At 44.6% G+C, this 19,149-nt stretch carries 17 protein-coding genes, 1 pseudogene and 1 CRISPR repeat array (1 of these 19 running past the window's edge); of the genes and pseudogenes, 1 reads left to right on the top strand and 17 read right to left on the bottom strand.

From position 1 onward, the window contains the following. Positions 1-50: a CRISPR direct-repeat array (repeat unit 29 nt; unit sequence CGGTTAATCCCCATGTGCATGGGGAACGC) (it extends 9,379 nt beyond the left edge of the window). Between the two features lie 171 nt (positions 51-221). The 11 genes from cas2e to ONZ52_RS09945 form a co-directional block, all read right to left on the bottom strand. Then, positions 222-512 (bottom strand): type I-E CRISPR-associated endoribonuclease Cas2e, encoded by a 291-nt coding sequence (cas2e, locus tag ONZ52_RS09995; protein ID WP_265218461.1) that lies wholly within the window; start codon positions 510-512, stop codon positions 222-224. A 12-nt stretch (positions 513-524) separates the two neighbouring features. Further along, positions 525-1,445 (bottom strand): type I-E CRISPR-associated endonuclease Cas1e, encoded by a 921-nt coding sequence (gene cas1e, locus ONZ52_RS09990; RefSeq protein ID WP_265218460.1) that lies wholly within the window; start codon positions 1,443-1,445, stop codon positions 525-527. A 138-nt stretch (positions 1,446-1,583) separates the two neighbouring features. After that, positions 1,584-2,192 (bottom strand): type I-E CRISPR-associated protein Cas6/Cse3/CasE, encoded by a 609-nt coding sequence (cas6e, locus tag ONZ52_RS09985; protein WP_265218459.1) that lies wholly within the window; start codon positions 2,190-2,192, stop codon positions 1,584-1,586. After that, positions 2,179-2,859 (bottom strand): type I-E CRISPR-associated protein Cas5/CasD, encoded by a 681-nt coding sequence (gene cas5e, locus ONZ52_RS09980; RefSeq protein ID WP_265218458.1) that lies wholly within the window; start codon positions 2,857-2,859, stop codon positions 2,179-2,181. Before cas5e ends, cas6e begins: the two co-directional genes overlap by 14 nt. Next, positions 2,859-4,094 carry a type I-E CRISPR-associated protein Cas7/Cse4/CasC gene (cas7e, locus tag ONZ52_RS09975; protein WP_265218457.1) on the bottom strand — a complete coding sequence of 412 codons (1,236 nt, stop codon included), beginning with the start codon at positions 4,092-4,094 and terminating at the stop codon, positions 2,859-2,861. The genes cas5e and cas7e overlap by 1 nt, the downstream gene beginning before the upstream one ends. Before the next feature lie 18 nt (positions 4,095-4,112). Further along, positions 4,113-4,580 (bottom strand): type I-E CRISPR-associated protein Cse2/CasB, encoded by a 468-nt coding sequence (gene casB / locus ONZ52_RS09970; RefSeq protein WP_265218456.1) that lies wholly within the window; start codon positions 4,578-4,580, stop codon positions 4,113-4,115. Continuing rightward, the gene (casA, locus tag ONZ52_RS09965) at positions 4,561-6,084 is read right to left on the bottom strand and encodes a type I-E CRISPR-associated protein Cse1/CasA (protein ID WP_265218455.1); all 1,524 of its coding nucleotides are present in this window, start codon (positions 6,082-6,084) and stop codon (positions 4,561-4,563) included. Before casA ends, casB begins: the two co-directional genes overlap by 20 nt. Beyond that, entirely contained in the window at positions 6,081-8,756 is a 2,676-nt protein-coding gene (cas3, locus tag ONZ52_RS09960) for a CRISPR-associated helicase/endonuclease Cas3 (protein ID WP_265218454.1), read from the bottom strand. The genes casA and cas3 overlap by 4 nt, the downstream gene beginning before the upstream one ends. A 124-nt stretch (positions 8,757-8,880) precedes the next feature. After that, positions 8,881-9,708, bottom strand: a complete 828-nt coding sequence (locus ONZ52_RS09955; RefSeq protein WP_265218453.1) for a BrxR family helix-turn-helix transcriptional regulator — start codon at positions 9,706-9,708, stop codon at positions 8,881-8,883. Between the two features lie 150 nt (positions 9,709-9,858). Next, positions 9,859-10,902, bottom strand: coding sequence for a virulence RhuM family protein (locus ONZ52_RS09950; protein WP_265218452.1), 1,044 nt, complete (start codon positions 10,900-10,902; stop codon positions 9,859-9,861). Positions 10,903-11,015: 113 nt separating this feature from the next. Then, complete coding sequence (locus tag ONZ52_RS09945; RefSeq protein ID WP_265218451.1) at positions 11,016-12,203, bottom strand: SAM-dependent methyltransferase; 1,188 nt, start codon at positions 12,201-12,203, stop codon at positions 11,016-11,018. Between the two features lie 178 nt (positions 12,204-12,381). Between ONZ52_RS09945 and ONZ52_RS09940 the strand changes: the two genes are divergently transcribed. Beyond that, positions 12,382-13,578: an amino acid aminotransferase gene (locus ONZ52_RS09940; protein WP_265218450.1), complete on the top strand. Its 1,197-nt coding sequence runs from the start codon at positions 12,382-12,384 to the stop codon at positions 13,576-13,578. Between the two features lie 98 nt (positions 13,579-13,676). On the opposite strand, the gene ONZ52_RS09935 is transcribed toward ONZ52_RS09940, so the two are convergent. From ONZ52_RS09935 to ONZ52_RS09910, 6 genes and pseudogenes are all read right to left on the bottom strand, one after another. Beyond that, the gene (locus ONZ52_RS09935) at positions 13,677-14,291 is read right to left on the bottom strand and encodes a UPF0149 family protein (protein ID WP_265218449.1); all 615 of its coding nucleotides are present in this window, start codon (positions 14,289-14,291) and stop codon (positions 13,677-13,679) included. Positions 14,292-14,365: 74 nt separating this feature from the next. Beyond that, positions 14,366-16,262: pseudogene (gene parE, locus ONZ52_RS09930) on the bottom strand (DNA topoisomerase IV subunit B). Between the two features lie 132 nt (positions 16,263-16,394). After that, on the bottom strand, positions 16,395-16,976 hold the full coding sequence (locus ONZ52_RS09925) for a YqiA/YcfP family alpha/beta fold hydrolase (RefSeq protein ID WP_265218448.1): 582 nt from the start codon (positions 16,974-16,976) through the stop codon (positions 16,395-16,397). Positions 16,977-16,999: 23 nt separating this feature from the next. Beyond that, positions 17,000-17,455, bottom strand: a complete 456-nt coding sequence (locus ONZ52_RS09920; RefSeq protein WP_265218447.1) for a DUF1249 domain-containing protein — start codon at positions 17,453-17,455, stop codon at positions 17,000-17,002. Positions 17,456-17,505: 50 nt separating this feature from the next. Further along, on the bottom strand, positions 17,506-18,489 hold the full coding sequence (yihG, locus tag ONZ52_RS09915) for a 1-acylglycerol-3-phosphate O-acyltransferase, YihG family (protein WP_265218446.1): 984 nt from the start codon (positions 18,487-18,489) through the stop codon (positions 17,506-17,508). Between the two features lie 4 nt (positions 18,490-18,493). After that, positions 18,494-19,114, bottom strand: a complete 621-nt coding sequence (locus ONZ52_RS09910) for an NUDIX domain-containing protein (RefSeq protein ID WP_265218445.1) — start codon at positions 19,112-19,114, stop codon at positions 18,494-18,496. Positions 19,115-19,149: the final 35 nt, after the last annotated feature.

Here is a 19,149-nt window from a genome sequence, read left to right as displayed (position 1 = left end):
AAACTTCGGCCACTTTGATGGCGGTTAATCCCCATGTGCATGGGGAACGCTCTTAGTGTAGACGATTGTTTTGCAAAGAAAAATTCTTTAGCAAAAAATCCACCAAGAGTTTTTCTCTTTTTTGAATTTTTAAAGAACTGTAACCAATTGATTTTAAAAACTTTTATTTATTTCTTTTTTAGAACAAACCGTTCCACCAAAATTTTTTTAAGATCAATAAGTTAGTTATCTTTTGGTAAAAAGGAGACCAGTCTCAATCCATCTAAATCAACAGGAATCCGTCTATTTTCGCCATAAGTTTGAAACTCAAATCCTGATTCGGTATTGGTCGCCCAAGCCATTACAACATTGCCCTGTTCCGCTAAAACATTGATTTGCTCCCAGATCATTTCACGGATTTTGCGTGAGGTATCGCCGATATAAACACCGGCACGAATCTCTAATAACCAGATGGCTAAACGCCCTCTTAGCCTATCCGGTACGTTTTCCGTTACCACTACCAACATGCTCATGATGTTTCTCCGCTAATGACTCCGATGACCACTATCAGCCAAGGACTCTGGTTCTGGAATCGCGGGAGGTTGGCTATCCTTTGGTGGTTCGGGTGGTGCTATCTCGCCTGCTGCAAGGACCTCTTCAATTAATGGAATCAGCTTATCCAGCACTTTGGCGCTGCGGAAAATATCTCGGCAGGCAATACGCACATCTTTATCAGGCTGATGAGTCCCCTTGGCAGCGATTTCAAAGGCTTTAGGAACCACTGCATCAAACTTGATAATGTCGGCAATATCATAAACAAAAGATAGGGGCTTACCTGTATGGACAAAGCCAATAGCAGGTGCGTAACCTGCGGCAAGGATGGCCGCTTCGGTAATGCCGTATAGACATGAGGTAGCCGCACTGATGCATTGGTTGACGGTATCACCCTTTTCCCAATCCTTCGGGTCATAACGGCGGCCTTGCCAATCCACACCGTAACGCTTAGCAAGTAACTTATAGGTTTCTTTGACTCGTGCGCCTTCGATACCGCGTAGTTGCTCCACCGAGCGGCGACTAGGCGGCGCTTCGCCAAAACGCAGCTCGAACATTTTACGCACGACTTTTAGGCGTAAGTCATCGTCTAAGGCAAGCTTAGCTTGATAAAGCAGACGATCCGAACGAGCACCACCCGGTTGCCCTGATGCATACAAACGCACACCCGCTTCGCCGACCCAAACTAGTAATGTCCCCACAGTTGCTGCCAACTTCACCGCCGCATGAGACACCCGCGTGCCCGGCTCCAGCATAATGCACGCCACCGAACCCACTGGAATATGGGTGCGCACACCATTCACATCAATCAGCACAAACGCCCCGTCTTTCACATCCAACTGACCGTATTGCAGAAAAATCATCGACACCCGATTCTTAATCGGAATCGGATTCAGTGCAATAAAACTACTCATACTTGGCTCCTTGTATGGTTTAGCTCATTACTATTTGTGGCTCGCCAATTAAGGCTCAGGTAAATTTTTAAACCCGTTGGATTCGACGGGTTTAAAACAATGCCAATGTCATTAGATTCAATGACATTGGGAGAATATTTATCCCGCAGGGGCCAGTGATAGCATCCCGCACCCCATTCCTTTAGCCGCCCCAATACCTGTTTGAAGCATTTGTGAAAATGCCTCGGCATTATCAATAGATAGCACTCCTTCAAAACAAACAGGCTTAATCTGACCACGGCGGTCTTCAGATTCTTTATAGAAATACAGAGGCTTTTCTACTTGTACTTGAATAGATTGCAAAGTCGCTTTTCCTTCAAGCTTTCGTTGCAACCAATTGATTTGATCTTCTTCTTTAAGTAAAGGAACTCGACAACTTTTTGGCTCCCCTTTTTTTGTTAATCGACCATATTTATCCTTGATCGTTTTCACAGGGTTTGCTCGCAACTTAAAACGTATAATTGAGCCTGTTTCGATGTTTGGCTTAAAAGACTTGCTTGCCATAATCATGGCAACATCAGCATTTATTGGCTCTTGCTCTGATTGCAACAAAACCAATGCACCAATTCCTTTTTGGTATTGCTCAACTCGAAATTGAAAATCACGCTTTTGACCATCTCTATCAGGAAACAGTTGCCATAATGCTTTATGTAACTTGTAAGGATTCTCGACCCATTTCCAGTTAACCATGACTTTACTTAGATACATTTCCGATCCCTCCTTGAACAATAAACCATTCACGTGTTGCGAATTGTCTAGGCAAATTAATAATAGGCTCGTCTCGAACTGAAACTCGCCCATCATATTCTGTATTTGCTATTTCGCTATAAACGATACCTTCAATGGGAGGATGAAGGTTTAATGCATCCAGCGGTTTTTCTGCCTCGACTTCTGATAAATAAAGAGGCTCAGACAACGGACAGCTCCGGCGACCAAGATAAGGTGTGAAGACAGGTTTTTTAACCGCTAGCGCCAATTGCTCTAATGAAACAGTAGAAGACTCAACCGTCCACACTGCAAGAGTAAACGTCGCATCACATAAGTATTCTCGCCATGTTTGTATGGTTTCGTGGCTTTTTAAACCTTGGTAACTTTCACGAGCGTCTTTTACCGTATGGTAATCCGTTAGCTTAGTAACCTTGATCACCTTCCCTTCGATATTTTTTTGCTCGCACCGTATAGCAAAACGCACCCCATTACTCAGTTCTTGCAGGGCTTTACGATCATTACGACGAATCCCAAGACAAGCACCTAAAAGACCCAATAAGCCACTACGAGTGGGGAACGCAGCACTTGGGCGCGTTCCTTCAAAACTTGGCTGTCCCCACGCTTGCATGGGGCCAGAAAGCCTTAATATCAGATATTGCCCCATCATTACACCTCGCCATTGTTACGGATCCATTCTTTCAGTGATGCAAGAGTATCGAGTGATGTAATCCCTTCTGGCACGTCGTTAACTGAAATTTGGAACTGTGCCGTCGCACCATTTAATCCATAGCCTTTAGCAACCTTTTCCCAGTAGCCATTCAAGCTTTTAATCGAAGGAGATAAATATCCACCTTGAGAATCTTGTTTTACAGGTTGCTCGAACGCATTGGCTAGTGACATTGGAAAATCAGAGAAGGAAACCATCACTAAATCAGCTGGGTTAAAGGCTGCAAAGCTGCGCTGTTTTGCGTTAGGCGTTTCTGTAGCGAGCAGATGCGCCAAATGGGACGCAATATCCAGTGCTTTTGCCCTATCCGCATTACCAAGGTTTTCTTGTAGCTGGCTAATATTTAAACTGGCATAGCGATAAAACACCCCCGCTGAAAACTCTTGGGTGTCAAGATGACCCGAGCCAAGTGGCTGCAAATCATCCACAGCGGTAAACCAGTCAATATCGGAATTTACTGTATGAGTCGTAATAGAATGTGCTAATGATAAAGCACCATCAATGTTTGTCATTAAACCAGACGTCGCCATACGACCAGATAAGGCAATATCTAATGTTTGTCCACATGCTTGAGAAAGTACTTTTATATTATCTTTCACCAACCCAGCCACTTTTTTAAGATAGAAGTCATCTTTTATCTCATCATCCGATTTTCTTGGTTTCTTCTGTGTAGGCTTACGAGCATGCTCTTTATTAATATTTTGAGCCAAGCTGGCTTCTTCTTTTTCTGTTAAAGGTGTTTGGTAAGCTGTCTTCACCAAAGACATTAATTCCTTAAACTCTTCTAATGACCATGGAGCCACAGCTACTTTTTTTGTACTAACAACACTTTCCTCTTCTTCATTGCTTTCATCATTAGCTGATGATGTCGCCGACTGACTTGTAAAAGCCTTAATAGTTTTATGTATCCAGTCTTTATCCTCTTCATTTTCTATTTCCAGCCTCGATCCTAGCTCTTCTGCAAGTAGAGCTAGCTGTCTTGTTCTAATACTAGAGCTACCAAAATGATTTGCGTAATAGTCACTTTTACGAAAAGCGCGTTTAAGGCTTTGGCTGGAGATACGTACACGTCGCTTACCACCAAAAACAGCATCCTTTTGCATATTCATATCATCACGGTTTAAACAGGCTGGGCTATGGGAAATAAGCACATGGAAATTAATAAAGTTAGTCATGATTGAGTCCTTCTAGAGTTAATCTTTTTTTGGTGTAGCAAGCACAAAGTCTTCCAGTAACTGGCGCTTAGCCTTCGCGCCCCAGTACTGCAATTGTTGAGCAAAATCGTCCCAATTTAGAGTAGGCTGAGCATGAATCAGTAAGCGGCGAAGCTGTACCAAATCATTGGGATAATCTGCTCGGATAAGCTGAAAAACTCGACGTTCATTAATGGCGCCAGTCTTAGCCAAGGCCCTGCCTAAGCTGACTTTTTCAGCAGTATTTTTCACCACGTTTTTACCCGAACTCAAGCAAAACACCATGCTCAGTAACTGGCGTTGATTGTCTTTTTCCTGCCAGCCAAATGGCTGAACCAAGCGGTAAAACGCCGGAATATCTTGTAGCTCATCCGGTTTGGTGACACGTCTTAATTGGGCACTGGCTCCTGAGTCCAGTGTTTGCCAAGCGTTAAAGAGTGCCATGGCATCAAGCTTCTTGAGGGTCATGTTTCTCTCCTTGAGGTTGAAGTTCTGAAAGAGACTTATGCAAATTACGACGGGCGATTGCCATGGAGGCAACCAGTTTAGGATGATGGTAATAAGGAGCTGTCGTCTGCTGAAAAAGTTGCAGGCAAATATCACGCAGTTGCAGCCTTAAATAAGCGAGGATTTGTTCACTCTGATCAAAATCTAAGCTAGCCAGCAAACTTGTAATAACGGGGTCACTCTGACGATAGAATTGCTGCTCAGCGACCTCCTGTACGGCAACACCCGCGCCTTTTATCTCGCTATTTCTAACCCCTTCGGCGAATAAGAATAGAGCTTTACGCAACGCGGTTTTATAACCCAAACCTATCTGCACCACTGCGAGAATGGTATCTGGGTGCTTTTCCCAGCCTTGATTAAAAGATAAGACTTCGTGGCGACGTTCTAAAATAGATGCTTGATTATTACGATAACCGCCAACAATCAGATGCAGACGATGTCCTGGCCAAATCTGCTGCATTTGTTGTAAAACAGACGCTGTTTTATGACCTTCTTGCCCTTTCTCTACCTGCTGTGCCACCAGCATTCGACTGATCTGAGTCCAAGAAGGTGCAGAAGTAGTAAAGGCCAAAAACTTCTCTTCTTGTTGGCCTTTTTTGATCTGCAATACACGAGGAGAATGCGGATGGGGCCAAACACCGTCTACAGTAAAATTAAATTTCGCTTTTAGAAAACCACTGTAGCGCTGAATGCTATAAGCACCACAGGTTGAGCACTGACCTTCACCTACAGGTGGACATAATTCAATATGATCTGGTTGCCAAAACAAACCTCTCAGCAACCCAATCTTTATCGCTGGTATCTTCTCACCTGCAACAATAAGCTGTAGCCAAGTGGGTGCTTGGTCAGTCAATTCTCGCCAATCAGGCATAGAAGAATCCAAATGTTCTTCTGTTAAGACATTGAGCCATACTGTCGTGCGCAGGTCGCTCCCTTTGATCAACGTTGTAACAGGGGACCCACCGCGCAGACCACTTTTAAAACCACCACCAAAGCTAGGCGCATTATTGGCTTGGTTAAAAAGCGCAATCGCTGCACAACCACCGCATAGGCTTTCCGCCTGATTTGGTTCATTAACAAAAGCGCTGTTTGTAGCTCCAGTTAACCCCGCCATCAGCTTATCCATACCCGTTGGCTCTTTGGCCGCTACACCTTTTACCTGCATAAAAGGATATTCTGGGTGATCTAAGCGGAAAGTTTCTCCCCATTGCGCTACGCCTTGCTGAAAGTCTGACTCATTTAGCACATCCCTAACTCGCGCCAAAAATTCGCCCTTATATTTAGGCAGCCAAGTGACCTGCACTAGGCAAATTAGCAATTGCAATGCAGCCAATTCCATATCATCTCTTGGCAAGCACAGTATCCACCTTACTTGCCCACAGAAAAGCTGTTGCAAAGTTATTTTTTCCGGCTCGCCTCCGGCTAGAGGCCGAACGGGAATCCAGTTATCTAAAAGTAGGTTCATTGTTGCTTCTCCAATCCTTTCTCCTGTGAATAAACAAATTTCACACCTTTTTTACCTTTAAATTCAAAGACATCACCCAATCTCTGACCCGGCAACCAAATCAGCCCCTCTTCATCCGCTTTTTGTAAAAACAGATCCTTCCATGTGGAGGGAACATTGACACGATTTAAGATTTGAGCTTCTTGTTTTTCGAACTCTGGAATCCGCTCTAGCACTTTACCATCTAATAGTTGCTTACCTTGTGCTGTCTCAATATAAGGAATAACAGGTAAGCTCATGTCACCATCGCGGGTAACTGCACGAATATTAGCCTCATCATCTTTATGTGGCACTGCCTCTTTCGCCCATTCCAACATCTGCCGAGCTAACCCTCTATTAATGAATTCTTTCTTTTTAAATTCTTCATAACCTAGACGCACCCATTCAGGCTCATCACCCTTTAATTCCTTTTGATAGATAGGTTCGATCCAATCACGGTAGGCAGGAGGGAATTGCAAAGACGATTGCCCAAGCGCTTCGATATGTTGCTGAGTTCGCCACATAACCACTGTATTGGAATAAATTACGCCACTGCCACCATAACTCTCTTCTTTTGGCAGTAAGACAGTGGCTTTAGGTTCAGGAAAGCTTTTCGGGCGATTGTCTCGTTTATGTCTATGGACCCTGCCAAATCTCTGAAACAGTAGGTCCACAGGACAGAGTTGAGTAATTTGCCAGTCGAAATCAAGATCAAGGGATTGTTCTACAACCTGTGTGGATACCAGAATGCGCCCTACACTACGGTTTCCATCAGGCCCAAAGTAAGACAGTACTTTTTCCTCTATTGCCTGCCGGTCGATCAATGTAAAACGCGAGTGGAAGAGAATGACCTCATGATGAGTCAGTGCTTTAAGCTGCTCATAAACTTGCTGTGCAACATCAACTAAATTGCAAATTAAGCACACTTGAGCACCTTCTTGCTCGACAGCATCTACCATTCGCTCTAATAGCTCATGGGTGGGTATAAGCTGCTCTGAATAATAAGGCTCAAGTGTTAGAGAAATAGGATTAGGTTGGTGCTCTGGCGTTTTCTCTAAATCCCAAAACCGAGCTTTATCACTCCCTTTCCAGCTCACTAATGGATAAGCTTCTGGAATTTCTAGCTCCACCTCGCCATAAGTCGCCATTAGCTGGCGCTTTTGATGTTTTGGTAAGGTTGCCGATAGCAATATTGCACTGCCACCTGCTCGCGCCTGTTGTTTAAGCACTTCTTCTAGCAGGCCATACATATAAGTTGAATAGGCATGTACCTCGTCCACAATAAGAATGCTTCGTCCCACAAATCCACGAATAAAACGATGCCTCACTGGTAATACGGACACCAATACCTGATCTATGGTGCATACCCCGATTTGACCTAGAAATACACGTTTACGGCTTTGTGTTAACCATTCACAACACTGTGCCCATGCTTCTTCTTGCTGTTGAACATTACCGCCTCGTTGCTTAATCGCTTTAAATTCCTCATTAAAACGAGAATTACCGTGCGCTAAGATTATATTTGGCTGGTCAAACAGCTTATCTGCCAATGACCCCAAACGACTTAGCATAGCGTTTGCTGTCGCTTGAGTGGGTAAAGCAAAAACAATACTGTCTGCCAGTCCAGCCTCTAATAACCGCCATGCGTAGGCTAAAGCAAGTTCCGTTTTGCCCGACCCCGTCGGACCTTCAACCTGAGTTAAACCAGATGCTATGGGTAAATGATCCACCAATACCTGAAGCTGTCTAGGTTCATAACCTTGCTTTAATAAACTCGCCACGCCCCCATAGGGTCGGCTTTCTTTTATCAAGCCACTGCGTGCTATCACTAAGGCTGCATCTCGTTTATATTTTTCCTGAAAATAGTCTCGCAATGCTCCTAAACTGTCGCAAGGCGATGCCCGATAAAGGAATGTATCTTCTGAGATCCAAGACCCTAACCAATCGGAAATAGAGCAAAAAGCAGCAAGTAAAGACGATGGAGCAGGTGGAATATATTCAAGAGACAAGCCAACTGGCTCTAAGAAAAGCGCTTCTAAAACCTTTAACCATGCCTGTCGAGCTAATTTATCTCGCTCTGCAAGCTGTGGATATTCAGCAAGCATAAGGTTGTTGACGTTTTCCCTTCTCACAATATAGCCATGGTGCCCTGTCACGGCTTCTAACCAACTAAACCACTCTTGATATGGGTGCTCTAAAGGAGCACTTAATAAAAAATCTAAACTACCCATCGCCATACTAGACGTTGGCTGAGAATCTTCAACAAACCAATATAAGCCGGCACGTCCATGATCAAAACCCTTACACGCCGTATAAGAAGGGCGTTGAACAGGTTTATCATCAGGGTTTAGTAATATCCACACACTATCTGCCTTACATTGAAAACGAATATCGAATTTTCCAAGATCATGCAAAGCAATAAAAAATAGCACCCAGGCTCTAACTTGTTCCTCAGGTAAATCATTGCCTTGTACAAATCGGTTTCGCATAACAAAGCTATGATCCCACCAATAAGCAGCGACAGCGGTCACATCCAAGCAATGAAAAGGAAGCAAGTGATAAGGATCCCCCTCATCGGATGAAGATCGAGCCTTTCCCCAATACTTCGAAATAAGAGAAAGAGCCTCTTTAATAGCCAATTTTTTCTCACTCACTATGGTTCTCCTTCCTTCAATTCCAATACTTTGATTGATTTCCCGTCCTCCCACAACACTGTTCATTTACACACGTAAAGTCATTTGACAGGTTTTGCCCTATGTCAGCGTTTTATGGTGTTTATCAGTCAAATAACCATTGTTTTATGTCGGTATAGTTAACACACACCAGTTGTTGGGCTTGGGGGTTGGCTTCGAGCATTTTGGTTTTGATTTGCAAGTCGTCTAGGGTGTATTTAACAAGAGCGGCGCGGGTGGTGACGTTGAGCTGTCCATCCGTCATGCCATAGTCGTTTTCCAAGACGCGTTTTTGTTTGTCGGTGAGGCGCGAATCAGGGGCTAGAATGAGGCTGACTGGGGTGTTCCACAGTGTGTCTTGTTGCTCGGTATGTTCGCTGGCTTTGCCATCGTAGTCGACATGTTGAAAGCGGCTCAAGACGAAGTCGAGGTAGTGTTGTCGCATGTCGCAGTAAGCACGAACGTGCCAGCGTCCTGCAGTTTTTACAAAGCTATGGGGATAGAGTAGCCGACCTTGTGGGTCGCTGCTGGAAACAGAGAGGTATTCGCAATCTACGGCGGTTTTGTCTCTGACGGCTTTTAATAACGGCCGCATGACTTGTGGCGAAACGAAGCGTGCTAGGGCTTCTATTCTGTGTTGAGCGGAGTGCGTGGCGGTATTCGAAAAAGTGGGGATTTTGCCGTAATTTAGCCAATCAAAGTATTCATCCACGGTTTGGTCAATGTAATGCGGTTTGAAGTGGTCTGTTATTTGATAGGCTTTTCGTTTGGCATCATAGTCTAGCGAGTTTGGAAAATTGGCCTGATATTGTTTAAGAAGCTGGCTGACACTTTGCCGCGATAGGCCGAAGCTCTTGATTAAAGGGGTGGTGTTAATCTGCCCTTCCCAAAAAGCCAGTAGTTCTATCATCCAATAACGTTGCGCCACTTCCATTCTGAGCATTCCTTTACATTTGACGGTCTAGCAATGTAACGCAGTTTTGTTTGATCGCCAAATCACAATTGTGGTGTTTTTGTAGTCAGATCAATAAATGTGTCGCTGTGTGTTTGCTTGTTGATTAGCGCCCTGCCTATGCAGATTTATCTACGTCCTTTTTTTATTGCTCAGTAATTGCTTCACTTCACGGTCAAAATCTGATTCTATTTTTTGTTGTTTATTAAACTGTTCATACTCAATATGGGCTTTTTGCTCTGCGGCTTGACGCGATACTTGGCCGTAACCTTCTAACACTTGATACTCGTTGAAGGCTAAAAATTTATTAACGCTTTCCGCAAAGGCTTCCATGGTAAAGGTATTGCGGCGCTCAATGATGCCTTCTATGTAGTCAAAAAAGGCGGAAACTGTGCGCTCTAATTTTTTGATTTCATCTTCACTTAGGTAGTTTTTCGCGATGGTTGTATCGGATTTAAGCACTCGACCTGAAGGGGCGTTTTTATACGTCATCATGCCCATCAAGGGTTGGCTGGCATCGGCTTTCAGTGAAATAATTTCTGCCGCCGTATGCCCTGTAATAGCAAAGTGAAACTTATCTTGCACATGGGCATAGAACAAGTGCGTTGTTTCTGAACGTGGGTCGTAATCAATACTGCATTCAGCAAAAATATCGGTTATCTGCTGATAAACACGTCGCTCACTGGCTCGAATGGAGCGAACTCGTTCCAGTAATTCTTTAAAGTAATCCTTGCCAAAAAAGCGACCGTTTTTAAGACGTTCATCATCCATAGCAAAGCCTTTGATGATGTAGTCTTTAATGAGTTGAGTTGCCCAGATACGAAATTGGGTGGCTTGCGTTGAGTTAACCCGATAGCCGACCGAGATCACGGCATCTAAGTTGTAATATCTCACAGGTTTAGTTTGCGTTTTATCCGCCATGGCACCATGAGCAGTGGTATGTTCCAAAATGGAAATAACCAGTTCCTCTTGCAGCTCACCGCTTTCAAAAATATTTTTTAAATGCTTAGAGATAGCCGGACGTTGTACCCCAAACAGCTCTGCTATCCGCTCCTGTGTTAACCAAATGGTTTCACCACTGAGCAATACTTCTACTTTTACGTCTCCATTCGGGGCGGTATAAAGTAAGAATTCTGAGGTTTGGTCTTGTAGGCTAAGTTGCGTTTTTTTGATCATAACACCCTCTCCCAATGGTCAATGTTATCTGCATCCATGCGTGTTCGTTGACGGTACATATAGCACCGTTCTAAAAGAAAGCACCTCGCTAAACACTATATCACAAAAGCCTCTTACGTCTGCGTAGCCCTGATCATCCAGTTTCTTGGGGTGAGGCTTTTCTCGCAGAATTTTCCTATCTCGACGTGGTAGCCGTGCTCTTCTAGGTACATGGCACGGTCGAGGACAAGCCAATGTTCGAGGGCGGGTCGAAAGAGTTGGCTAATGGCTTCGAGTTTTTGAATTTGTTGGTAACGAGATTGGCCGGTGGCTTCGAAGTTTTCAAAAGAGGTTTTAGAGGTTAAGTCCGTTAGCCCTTTTTGCTCGGCGGCCCACTGGCAAAAAGTGTGGAAGCCTTGGTTTAAGCGGTTTTTTTGTATGGAAGGAACCGGTAGGTAGTCGTCTTGCTGGCGGGCGGTTCGTTGCCATGCGTCGAAGCCGAGTCGGTAAGTCAGTTCGAGCTGTTTGAGGCGTTGCTCACGGGCGCCTGCGGTGGCGACTTCTTTGACGGCGAGTTTGAGGTCGGCTTGGCGTAGTGTCAGTGCGGATTGTTGGGCGGTCTGTGACAGCGGCTGATAATACTCGTCTTGTGTTAGGTGATAGCAGCAAGGAGAAATACACAGCGAAGCAGTATGGGCAGCAACAGCTTGTTTGATCAGTTCTCGGTGCAAATCCCCACAAGCATGAAGCGCTACAGCGCAGTGAGCGTTCGCTAACGCCTCTTGACCTTCACCTTTTAGCACATCGGCATGAGTGAAAGTTTGTGGAATTTTTAACCGCTTGGCTTCTTGTTCTCCCGCTTCACAGAGTGATTTCTGCCATTCTAGGCTGTGGACTGGGTGGTGATCTTCAAAAGCCAAGAGTTTGCCCAAGTGGCCTTTGCCAGCGCACCACTCTAGATAGTTATTGGCGTGCGGCGTGTGTGCAACAAAGGCTTGGATCTGCGACCATTTGCGGCCTTTTATCCCCGCGGATACATAAGCAGGAAAGTCGTTAGTAAGTGTTCGCTTCGTCGGTAAGGTATTTTTTCCCTGTGTTTTTTCGTCAAATGGCGTCTGAAGCTCAGGACAAAGACGAAATACTTCAGCGTAAAAGGTGTCATCGATTGGTTGCTGTCCATGGTTTTCTAGGTAATCGGCTAAAGCTGGATAATCATCACGCCAAGGGGTTTTGAATTGGTGAAATGTATCAAATTGCCAAAGGGCTTGGTGCGTTTTTAACCAAGTGTCTAAAGATTGAAAACGCCGTTGGAAAGAGGTCATAAACAGGCTCGGTGCAGGAGGAAAACTCAGTGTCTTTTTTTCTTGACAGTATTGGGGAAATTTCCCTCACTGTTGCATTGTATTTTGTCATAAAAACGGCAAAATGAAGAGGCTATTTAAGCAATGATTCTAGCCACAGTGATTTCCCTGTGACGTATATAAGGACCCCGTAATTATTATGTTCAAGCATCTTAAAGCTGTTTCTGGCGACCCTCTTTTAGCCCTTATTATGGCCCATAAGCAAGATACCAATCCAAAGAAAATCGATTTGGGTGTGGGTGTCTATAAAGACGATAACGGCCATACGCCGATTCTTAATACGGTAAAAAAAGCCGAAGCCATTTTGCTTGAACAAGAAGATTCTAAAAGCTATCTAGGCATTTATGGTGCTACTGAGTTTGAAGCCATTATCAAAGATTTGATTTTGGGTGAAGGCAATCCACTGATCGCATCTGGTCGTGTTCGCTCAACGCAAACGCCTGGTGGCACTGGCGCATTAAAAGTGGCGGCTGACTTTATCAGTGCTAACTTAAAAGGCGCGCGCCTTTGGGTAAGTGACCCAACTTGGGGTAACCACAAGTCGATTTTTGACTCTGCTGGCGTTGAGGTGAAAAACTACCCTTACTACGATCCAGCAACAAACGGTTTGCGCTTTGACGACATGATGGCCACCCTAGAAGCCGAAGTAAAAGAAGGCGATGTGTTGTTGCTGCATGCGTGCTGCCACAACCCAACCGGCATCGACTTGCAATTCGATCATTGGAAAGTCCTAACGGAGTTCGTTAACAAACGCGGTCTATTGGCGTTGGTTGATGCGGCGTACCAAGGCTTTGGTGATGGTTTGGATGAAGATTTGGCAGGCTTGCGTTATATGGCGGCCAATGTTCAAGATATGTTGATCGCGAACTCTTTCTCGAAAAACTTTGGTATTTACCGCGAGCGTTGTGGTGGTTTGAGTGTGATTGCAGCGTCTGCAGATGAAGCCAATGCGGCGTTTTCTATCATTGGTCAGGCCATTCGTGCCAACTACTCTATGCCACCCGCTCACGGTGCGGCAGTGGTTTATACCATTATGAGCAATCCTGAGCTGAAAGCAGAATGGGAACTAGAAGTGGCAGCGATGCGTGATCGCATTAACGGTTTGCGTGAAAAGCTGGTCGCAAAATTGGCGGCTTCTGGTGCGAGTAAAGACTTTAGCTTCATCAAAGATCAGCGCGGTATGTTCTCTTATTCTGGTTTAACCCTAGAGCAAGTGCGTACCTTGCGCAGTGAATACGCGATTTATATTGCGGATACTGGCCGTATGAGCATTGCGGGTGTCAGTGATAACAACATCGATTATTTGTGTGAAAGCATTGCGAAGGTCGTGGGTTAATTTTCCTCGCCTGTAAAAAAAGCAAAAGCCGTGATGTAATTCATCACGGCTTTTTTTGTTTTTAGCAAAAAAGAATACTGTACGAAAAACCAACTGAATCAGTGTATTACGCGATTCTCTGAGTTCTTTTTACCCGCTTGCATATCTGGATGATAATACTGTACCAAGCGCAAAATGGATGGTTCTAACATATCCCGCCAAAAAGTCACTTCTTCTTCCACCATGGCTTCCAATTTATCCCAGCCCGCTTCTGTACCAAATAGTCGCACTGGCGCCATCGCTTCATCAAAAAATTCTCTGTCGCCGCCGATACCCATTCCTATCAGTTTGGCACCGCGAATGAAGCCAACACACCATTCTTCAACCAAGATGCTGTATTCACCATCCACTTCTTGCTCTAGATACACAGGGTAAAAATCCCCAAACAACAAGCTGTTCATCGTTTCCATGTACATGATCAACACGAGACTGAGAAACTCATCTTCCTGTTCAGTGGACTCCCAAACAGGCTGATCTTCATCTGCTCCCCAAATGGCGTTCAACCAGACATCCGGCTCTAATTCTTGTACAGAACAACCCAACGCAGTTAAAAAGCCATCTAACTCCGACACACACATCAGCGAACGATCGGTTCCAAACGTCAATAAATAGTGGTCTATTTTTTCGTACAGAACTTCTTCGCTGATGACATCATCGTTTATCTCTTCAGACATTTATTCGTTTCCATTTAGTTGAGCTATACATATATTTTAGCTTGTCTTGGCCAAAGCAAGAAATTATCGATTCATTAATCAATAATCGCCAAGTTACCATAGGTTTCTAGCCAGTTTTTGCGATCACCAGCGCGTTTTTTCGATAGCAATTTGTCCAGTAGTTCGTCGGTATCTGGTTTGTCTTCCATAGTAAGTTGGATCAAACGACGGGTGTCTGGCGCCATAGTAGTTTCACGTAATTGTGCTGGGTTCATCTCACCCAACCCCTTAAAGCGCTGTACGTTTGGTGTACCACGTTTGTTTTCCGCGGCTATTTTGTGCAAGGTGATGTCTTTTTCTTCGTCATCTAGGGCGTAATACACTTCTTTGCCGATGTCGATTCGGTACAAGGGCGGCATAGCAACGAAGACATGTCCACTGTTCACCAAAGCCGGAAAATGTCGTACAAACAAGGCGCAAATCAAGGTGGCGATGTGTAAACCGTCCGAGTCAGCATCGGCAAGAATACAGACTTTGCCATAGCGTAAGCCACTCAAATCGTCATCGCCTGGGTCCACCCCAAGCGCCACGGAAATATCGTGAATTTCTTGCGAAGCCAGTACCTGATTGGAGTCTACTTCCCATGAGTTCAGAATTTTACCACGCAGTGGCAAAATAGCTTGGAAGTCTTTTTCACGGGCTTGTTTGGCAGAACCGCCCGCTGAATCCCCTTCCACTAAAAAGCTCACTTCGTGATGAATCTTGTCCTGAACAGTCGGCCAATTTACCCGGTAAGGCTGGGCCTTGCGTAATTCGTTTGCGCACGACTTTTTTGCTGTCTTTTAGGCGCTTCTGCGCACTATTGATGACGATATCGGCAATCTTTTTACCGTCTTCAACATTCGAATTCAGCCATAGACTAAAGGCGTCTTTGAGTGTGGCCGAAATAAAGGCAACGATTTGACGAGACGATAACCTCTCCTTGGTTTGACCAGAAAACTGCGGCTCTTGAATCTTTGCTGACAACACATAGCTACAGCGATCCCATACGTCTTCTGCGGTAAGCTTAACACCACGAGGCAAGAGGTTGTGAAAGTCACAGAATTCCCGAATGGCTTCTAACAGCCCTGTTCGAAGACCATTGACGTGTGTGCCACCTTGTGCGGTTGGAATTAAGTTGACATAGCTTTCTGTTACCAATTCACCGCCTTCTGGCAACCATTGTACCGCCCAGTCAACGCCTTGTGTCTTTTCCGTTACACCGCCAATGAAAGGCTCATCCGGTAATAGGACAAAACCGTTGTTTGCTTGTGCAAGATAATCTTTTAAGCCGTCTTGATAAAACCATTCTTCACGGACTTCTTCTGCGCCACTTTGGTCAATAAAGACAACATGCAAGCCTGAACACAATACGGCTTTGGCTTTTAAAAGATGTTTCAAACGGGAAACCGAAAACTTAGGACTATCAAAGTATTTACTGTCCGCGGTAAATTTCACCTTGGTTCCGGTGTTTTTCTTACCCACAGTGCCAATTTCTTTTAGCTCTGAGGTTTTAAAACCGTTTTCAAAACCTATGTGGTACTGAATGCCGTTGCGTCTTACCCACACCTCTAAAGAGGTTGATAACGCGTTCACCACAGAGACACCAACTCCGTGTAAACCGCCTGAAAATTGGTAATTGTCACCCGAGAATTTGCCACCAGCGTGCAGTTTGGTAAGAATCAATTCAACACCGGATATGCCTTCCTCTGGGTGAATATCCACCGGCATACCTCGGCCATTGTCTTCTACGCTCAAGGAGCCATCTTTGTATAAAATCACTTCAATGCGGTCTGCATGACCAGCCAAGGCTTCGTCAACTGAGTTATCGATAACTTCTTGCCCTAAATGGTTCGGCCGCGAGGTATCTGTGTACATTCCAGGACGTTTTTGAACAGGTTCTAAGCCACTAAGAACTTCTATCGATCCGGCGTTATATTCTTTTGCAGACATGCGTGTTTTTGCTTCCAAGTTGATCGTGCGCCATAGTGTCAAAATACTAGAGCGCGTGCGAGTGTAAATTAGATTCGTTAGAGTCTATCACTGGTTTTACGTGGTGTGAAATAGTCCAACAAGAGCCATGGTTTACTCGGTTATAATTTGTGCAAACCGCAGAATTTCTGAGGAAAACCGCTCAAATTCAGTAAAGCTGTGGTCACCTTTTGCTTCGTGTGTTAAGCGTGCTGTTTTAGAAAAAACATTGAGTGCTTCTTTGTAGTCCAATACTTCATCGCCCTCTTGCACCATCAGCCAATATAACGATGCGGTGGGTTCCGCAACGACTAACTGTTCCAGTTCTCGCATATGAGCCTCTGTCAGTTCGTATTTTTCTTGGGTATAAGGGTTGGTTTGTGGACCAAGATAATCTTTTAATAAGAGGGGCGCTTGTACTGCTGGATTTACTAATATTGCTTTAAGACGATATTTTTCCGCTAAGTAAGCCGCGTAAAAACCACCAAGTGAGCTGCCAATTAACGTGATTCCATCGTCCTGTTTGGCTTCAATAATGGCTTCAAGCTGTTTAATTGCTTGCGCGGGTTGCCAAGACAAACGGGGAGAAATAACCGCATTTGGTCGCCCCATTGCCGTAGCCGCATCGACTAATACGGTGGCTTTATGGGAGCGCTCTGAACTATTAAAACCGTGTATGTAGAGTAAATTAGTCAAAGGATTTCCTAAATACGTCAATATTAGGCGAACTGAAAAGACAAAGTGTTATTCAGTCTATGCCCATGCTTCAAGCACAGTTCCAACAAATCCGCTAACTGTTGATTCAAGCGAAACTTTTCATCTCGGTGCAGCATAGCATCGTTAGGGTATGGATAAGCCCCTTGATATTGCCTATGTCCATCCGTGATTTCTGCAATAGCGACATCATGATAAAGGCGTATTGTCATGGATAATCTGGCTTCAAATAACAGCTTTTTTTCAATCTCAGGGCCAAACTCTAACCCTATCTCAGTGGTAAATCGGCTTTCTTTGCCCAAGGTGAGAGACAAGCGGCTTTCTTGGTTCCCCACGCTGTGAATCGAAAAGTGCCAAGCATCCATTTCCTCTTGGCCACGCATGAGTTTACCTAAGCGACGATAATTCAGTTCGCCTAACATCTGTAAACTGACCAAGTCTGGTACGTACTGTTTTGACATTTTCTCTATCATTTTGCCTTTATCATCGTTTGTTATCAGATTTGCCATCATTACGGGGCATTTTTTATGGAAAAATCAGCTTCTGTACCGAGATTCGAAGGATGCCTTAATGCCTCGAGTTGACGACTCAAACGTGTGTCTTTATCTTGCCAGTATAGATTAAACCACGCAAAAAAGTGCTCTCTGTCTTTGCCTGCCGCGTTATATTCTGGCGTTAACATTGCCTTTGGTAATGCGATGTCTCGCACTACCACTCTGACTTTACCTATGCGTCCACACAGCAAATCCCAACCCGTTACCTTGGGTCGTTCGTACAAGACATTGATGTCAGTGATACTTTTGATGGTCTGTGGCATGGTTTGCAGAATAAAACTCACGCCACCAGCCCTTGGTTTAAGAAGACAGCCATAAGGCGACGCTTGTTGCTTATGTTTGCCGTCGGTAAAGCGTGTGCCTTCCACAAAACTCATAATGGCGTTAGGACGTTTTAATAGCCTAACGCAGGACTTGCGTGTGGTCTCTAAATCTTTGCCAATTAAATGCGGTTTTTTCTTTAGCGTATCTTTACTGTAGCGCTTCATATAAGGAAACCCCATGATATACGTGGCACTGCCAACAAAAGGCATCCAGATCAAGGCCTGCTTCATAAACACCCTTGGCAAAGGGCGACGCCCTCTTAGCTGCGCAAAAATCACAAACACATCCACCCAAGAACGATGATTGGCAATGATCAAATGCCAATGCTGGAAATCGACCTCCATGGTGTCGTCTAATTCCCAGTTTATACCAAGCACATGCTGAAACCACCATTCGTTCGCCGCCGCCCAACCCTCATAGAGACGATTAAAACACCGCTCAGCAAACGCCTCGTATTGTGTATTTTTCAGCAACAATAGCGGAGCAACCAAGTGCGCCAGCAGTGTCCAAAAAAGCGCGTTAGCGGACATAAAAAAGAAAGAAAACACACCCGTTATAGGCTGTATTACCATGCGTTTTAATATAGACATTGTGGAGATGTTATGTTCATCTGCCATCGACTTATGCACTCCAACGTGTAACAAGATCGTTTTTATTTAACGCAAACCATTGCAGTCCCATTATTGTGCTGGCATTTTCCACATCATCTTTCAGCAAGGCAATGGCGTCATCAGCAGAGATGAGATGCAATTTAATATCTTCGTTCTCAGCGTCTAAACCGTGCACCTTACTGGTGTCAACAAGGCTCGAGTCAAACTCACCGGCATACATGCGTAAATACTCCACCAAACCACCAGGAGAAGGCACGAATTTAAACATGTATTCGAGACGTTTTACGGTCACACCCGCTTCCTCTAAAGATTCACGACGCGCGACTTCTTCATCACTTTCACCCTCTTCCACCATGCCAGCTACCAGCTCCAGCAACCAAGGCGATTCGCTGCGAAGTACCGTAGGTCGAAATTGTTCGATCAGCAAAATCTTATCGGCCACAGGATCAAATAAAAGAACACAGACGGCATCATTACGCACCATCATTTCGCGGCTCATGGGTTGACTCCATCCGCCATTAAATTTCTTATGTCGTAGGGTCAGTTTACGCATTTCAAAAAAACCTTTGTAAAGGCATTCGTCAGCTATAACTTCTACGTCATTTTTACTATATGTTGGTTTAAACTTCATGCTGTCTCGCTTTGAGTAAAACACTATGTTGAATC

This window comes from Marinomonas rhodophyticola (genome assembly GCF_026113935.1).
In the GTDB taxonomy this organism is placed as follows: Bacteria; Pseudomonadota; Gammaproteobacteria; order Pseudomonadales; family Marinomonadaceae; genus Marinomonas; species Marinomonas rhodophyticola.
This window is presented reverse-complemented; position numbering and strand designations above follow the sequence as displayed.

Coding starts and splice junctions, on each gene's coding strand:
- cas7e (WP_265218457.1), bottom strand. CDS start 4,094: ATGACTAACTTTATTAATTTCCATGTGCTTATTTCCCATAGCCCAGCC.
- cas2e (WP_265218461.1), bottom strand. CDS start 512: ATGAGCATGTTGGTAGTGGTAACGGAAAACGTACCGGATAGGCTAAGA.
- ONZ52_RS09910 (WP_265218445.1), bottom strand. CDS start 19,114: ATGAAGTTTAAACCAACATATAGTAAAAATGACGTAGAAGTTATAGCT.
- casB (WP_265218456.1), bottom strand. CDS start 4,580: ATGACCCTCAAGAAGCTTGATGCCATGGCACTCTTTAACGCTTGGCAA.
- casA (WP_265218455.1), bottom strand. CDS start 6,084: ATGAACCTACTTTTAGATAACTGGATTCCCGTTCGGCCTCTAGCCGGA.
- ONZ52_RS09935 (WP_265218449.1), bottom strand. CDS start 14,291: ATGTCTGAAGAGATAAACGATGATGTCATCAGCGAAGAAGTTCTGTAC.
- cas1e (WP_265218460.1), bottom strand. CDS start 1,445: ATGAGTAGTTTTATTGCACTGAATCCGATTCCGATTAAGAATCGGGTG.
- cas5e (WP_265218458.1), bottom strand. CDS start 2,859: ATGATGGGGCAATATCTGATATTAAGGCTTTCTGGCCCCATGCAAGCG.
- ONZ52_RS09945 (WP_265218451.1), bottom strand. CDS start 12,203: ATGACCTCTTTCCAACGGCGTTTTCAATCTTTAGACACTTGGTTAAAA.
- cas6e (WP_265218459.1), bottom strand. CDS start 2,192: ATGTATCTAAGTAAAGTCATGGTTAACTGGAAATGGGTCGAGAATCCT.
- ONZ52_RS09950 (WP_265218452.1), bottom strand. CDS start 10,902: ATGATCAAAAAAACGCAACTTAGCCTACAAGACCAAACCTCAGAATTC.
- yihG (WP_265218446.1), bottom strand. CDS start 18,489: ATGGCAGATGAACATAACATCTCCACAATGTCTATATTAAAACGCATG.
- ONZ52_RS09940 (WP_265218450.1), top strand. CDS start 12,382: ATGTTCAAGCATCTTAAAGCTGTTTCTGGCGACCCTCTTTTAGCCCTT.
- ONZ52_RS09920 (WP_265218447.1), bottom strand. CDS start 17,455: ATGTCAAAACAGTACGTACCAGACTTGGTCAGTTTACAGATGTTAGGC.
- ONZ52_RS09955 (WP_265218453.1), bottom strand. CDS start 9,708: ATGGAAGTGGCGCAACGTTATTGGATGATAGAACTACTGGCTTTTTGG.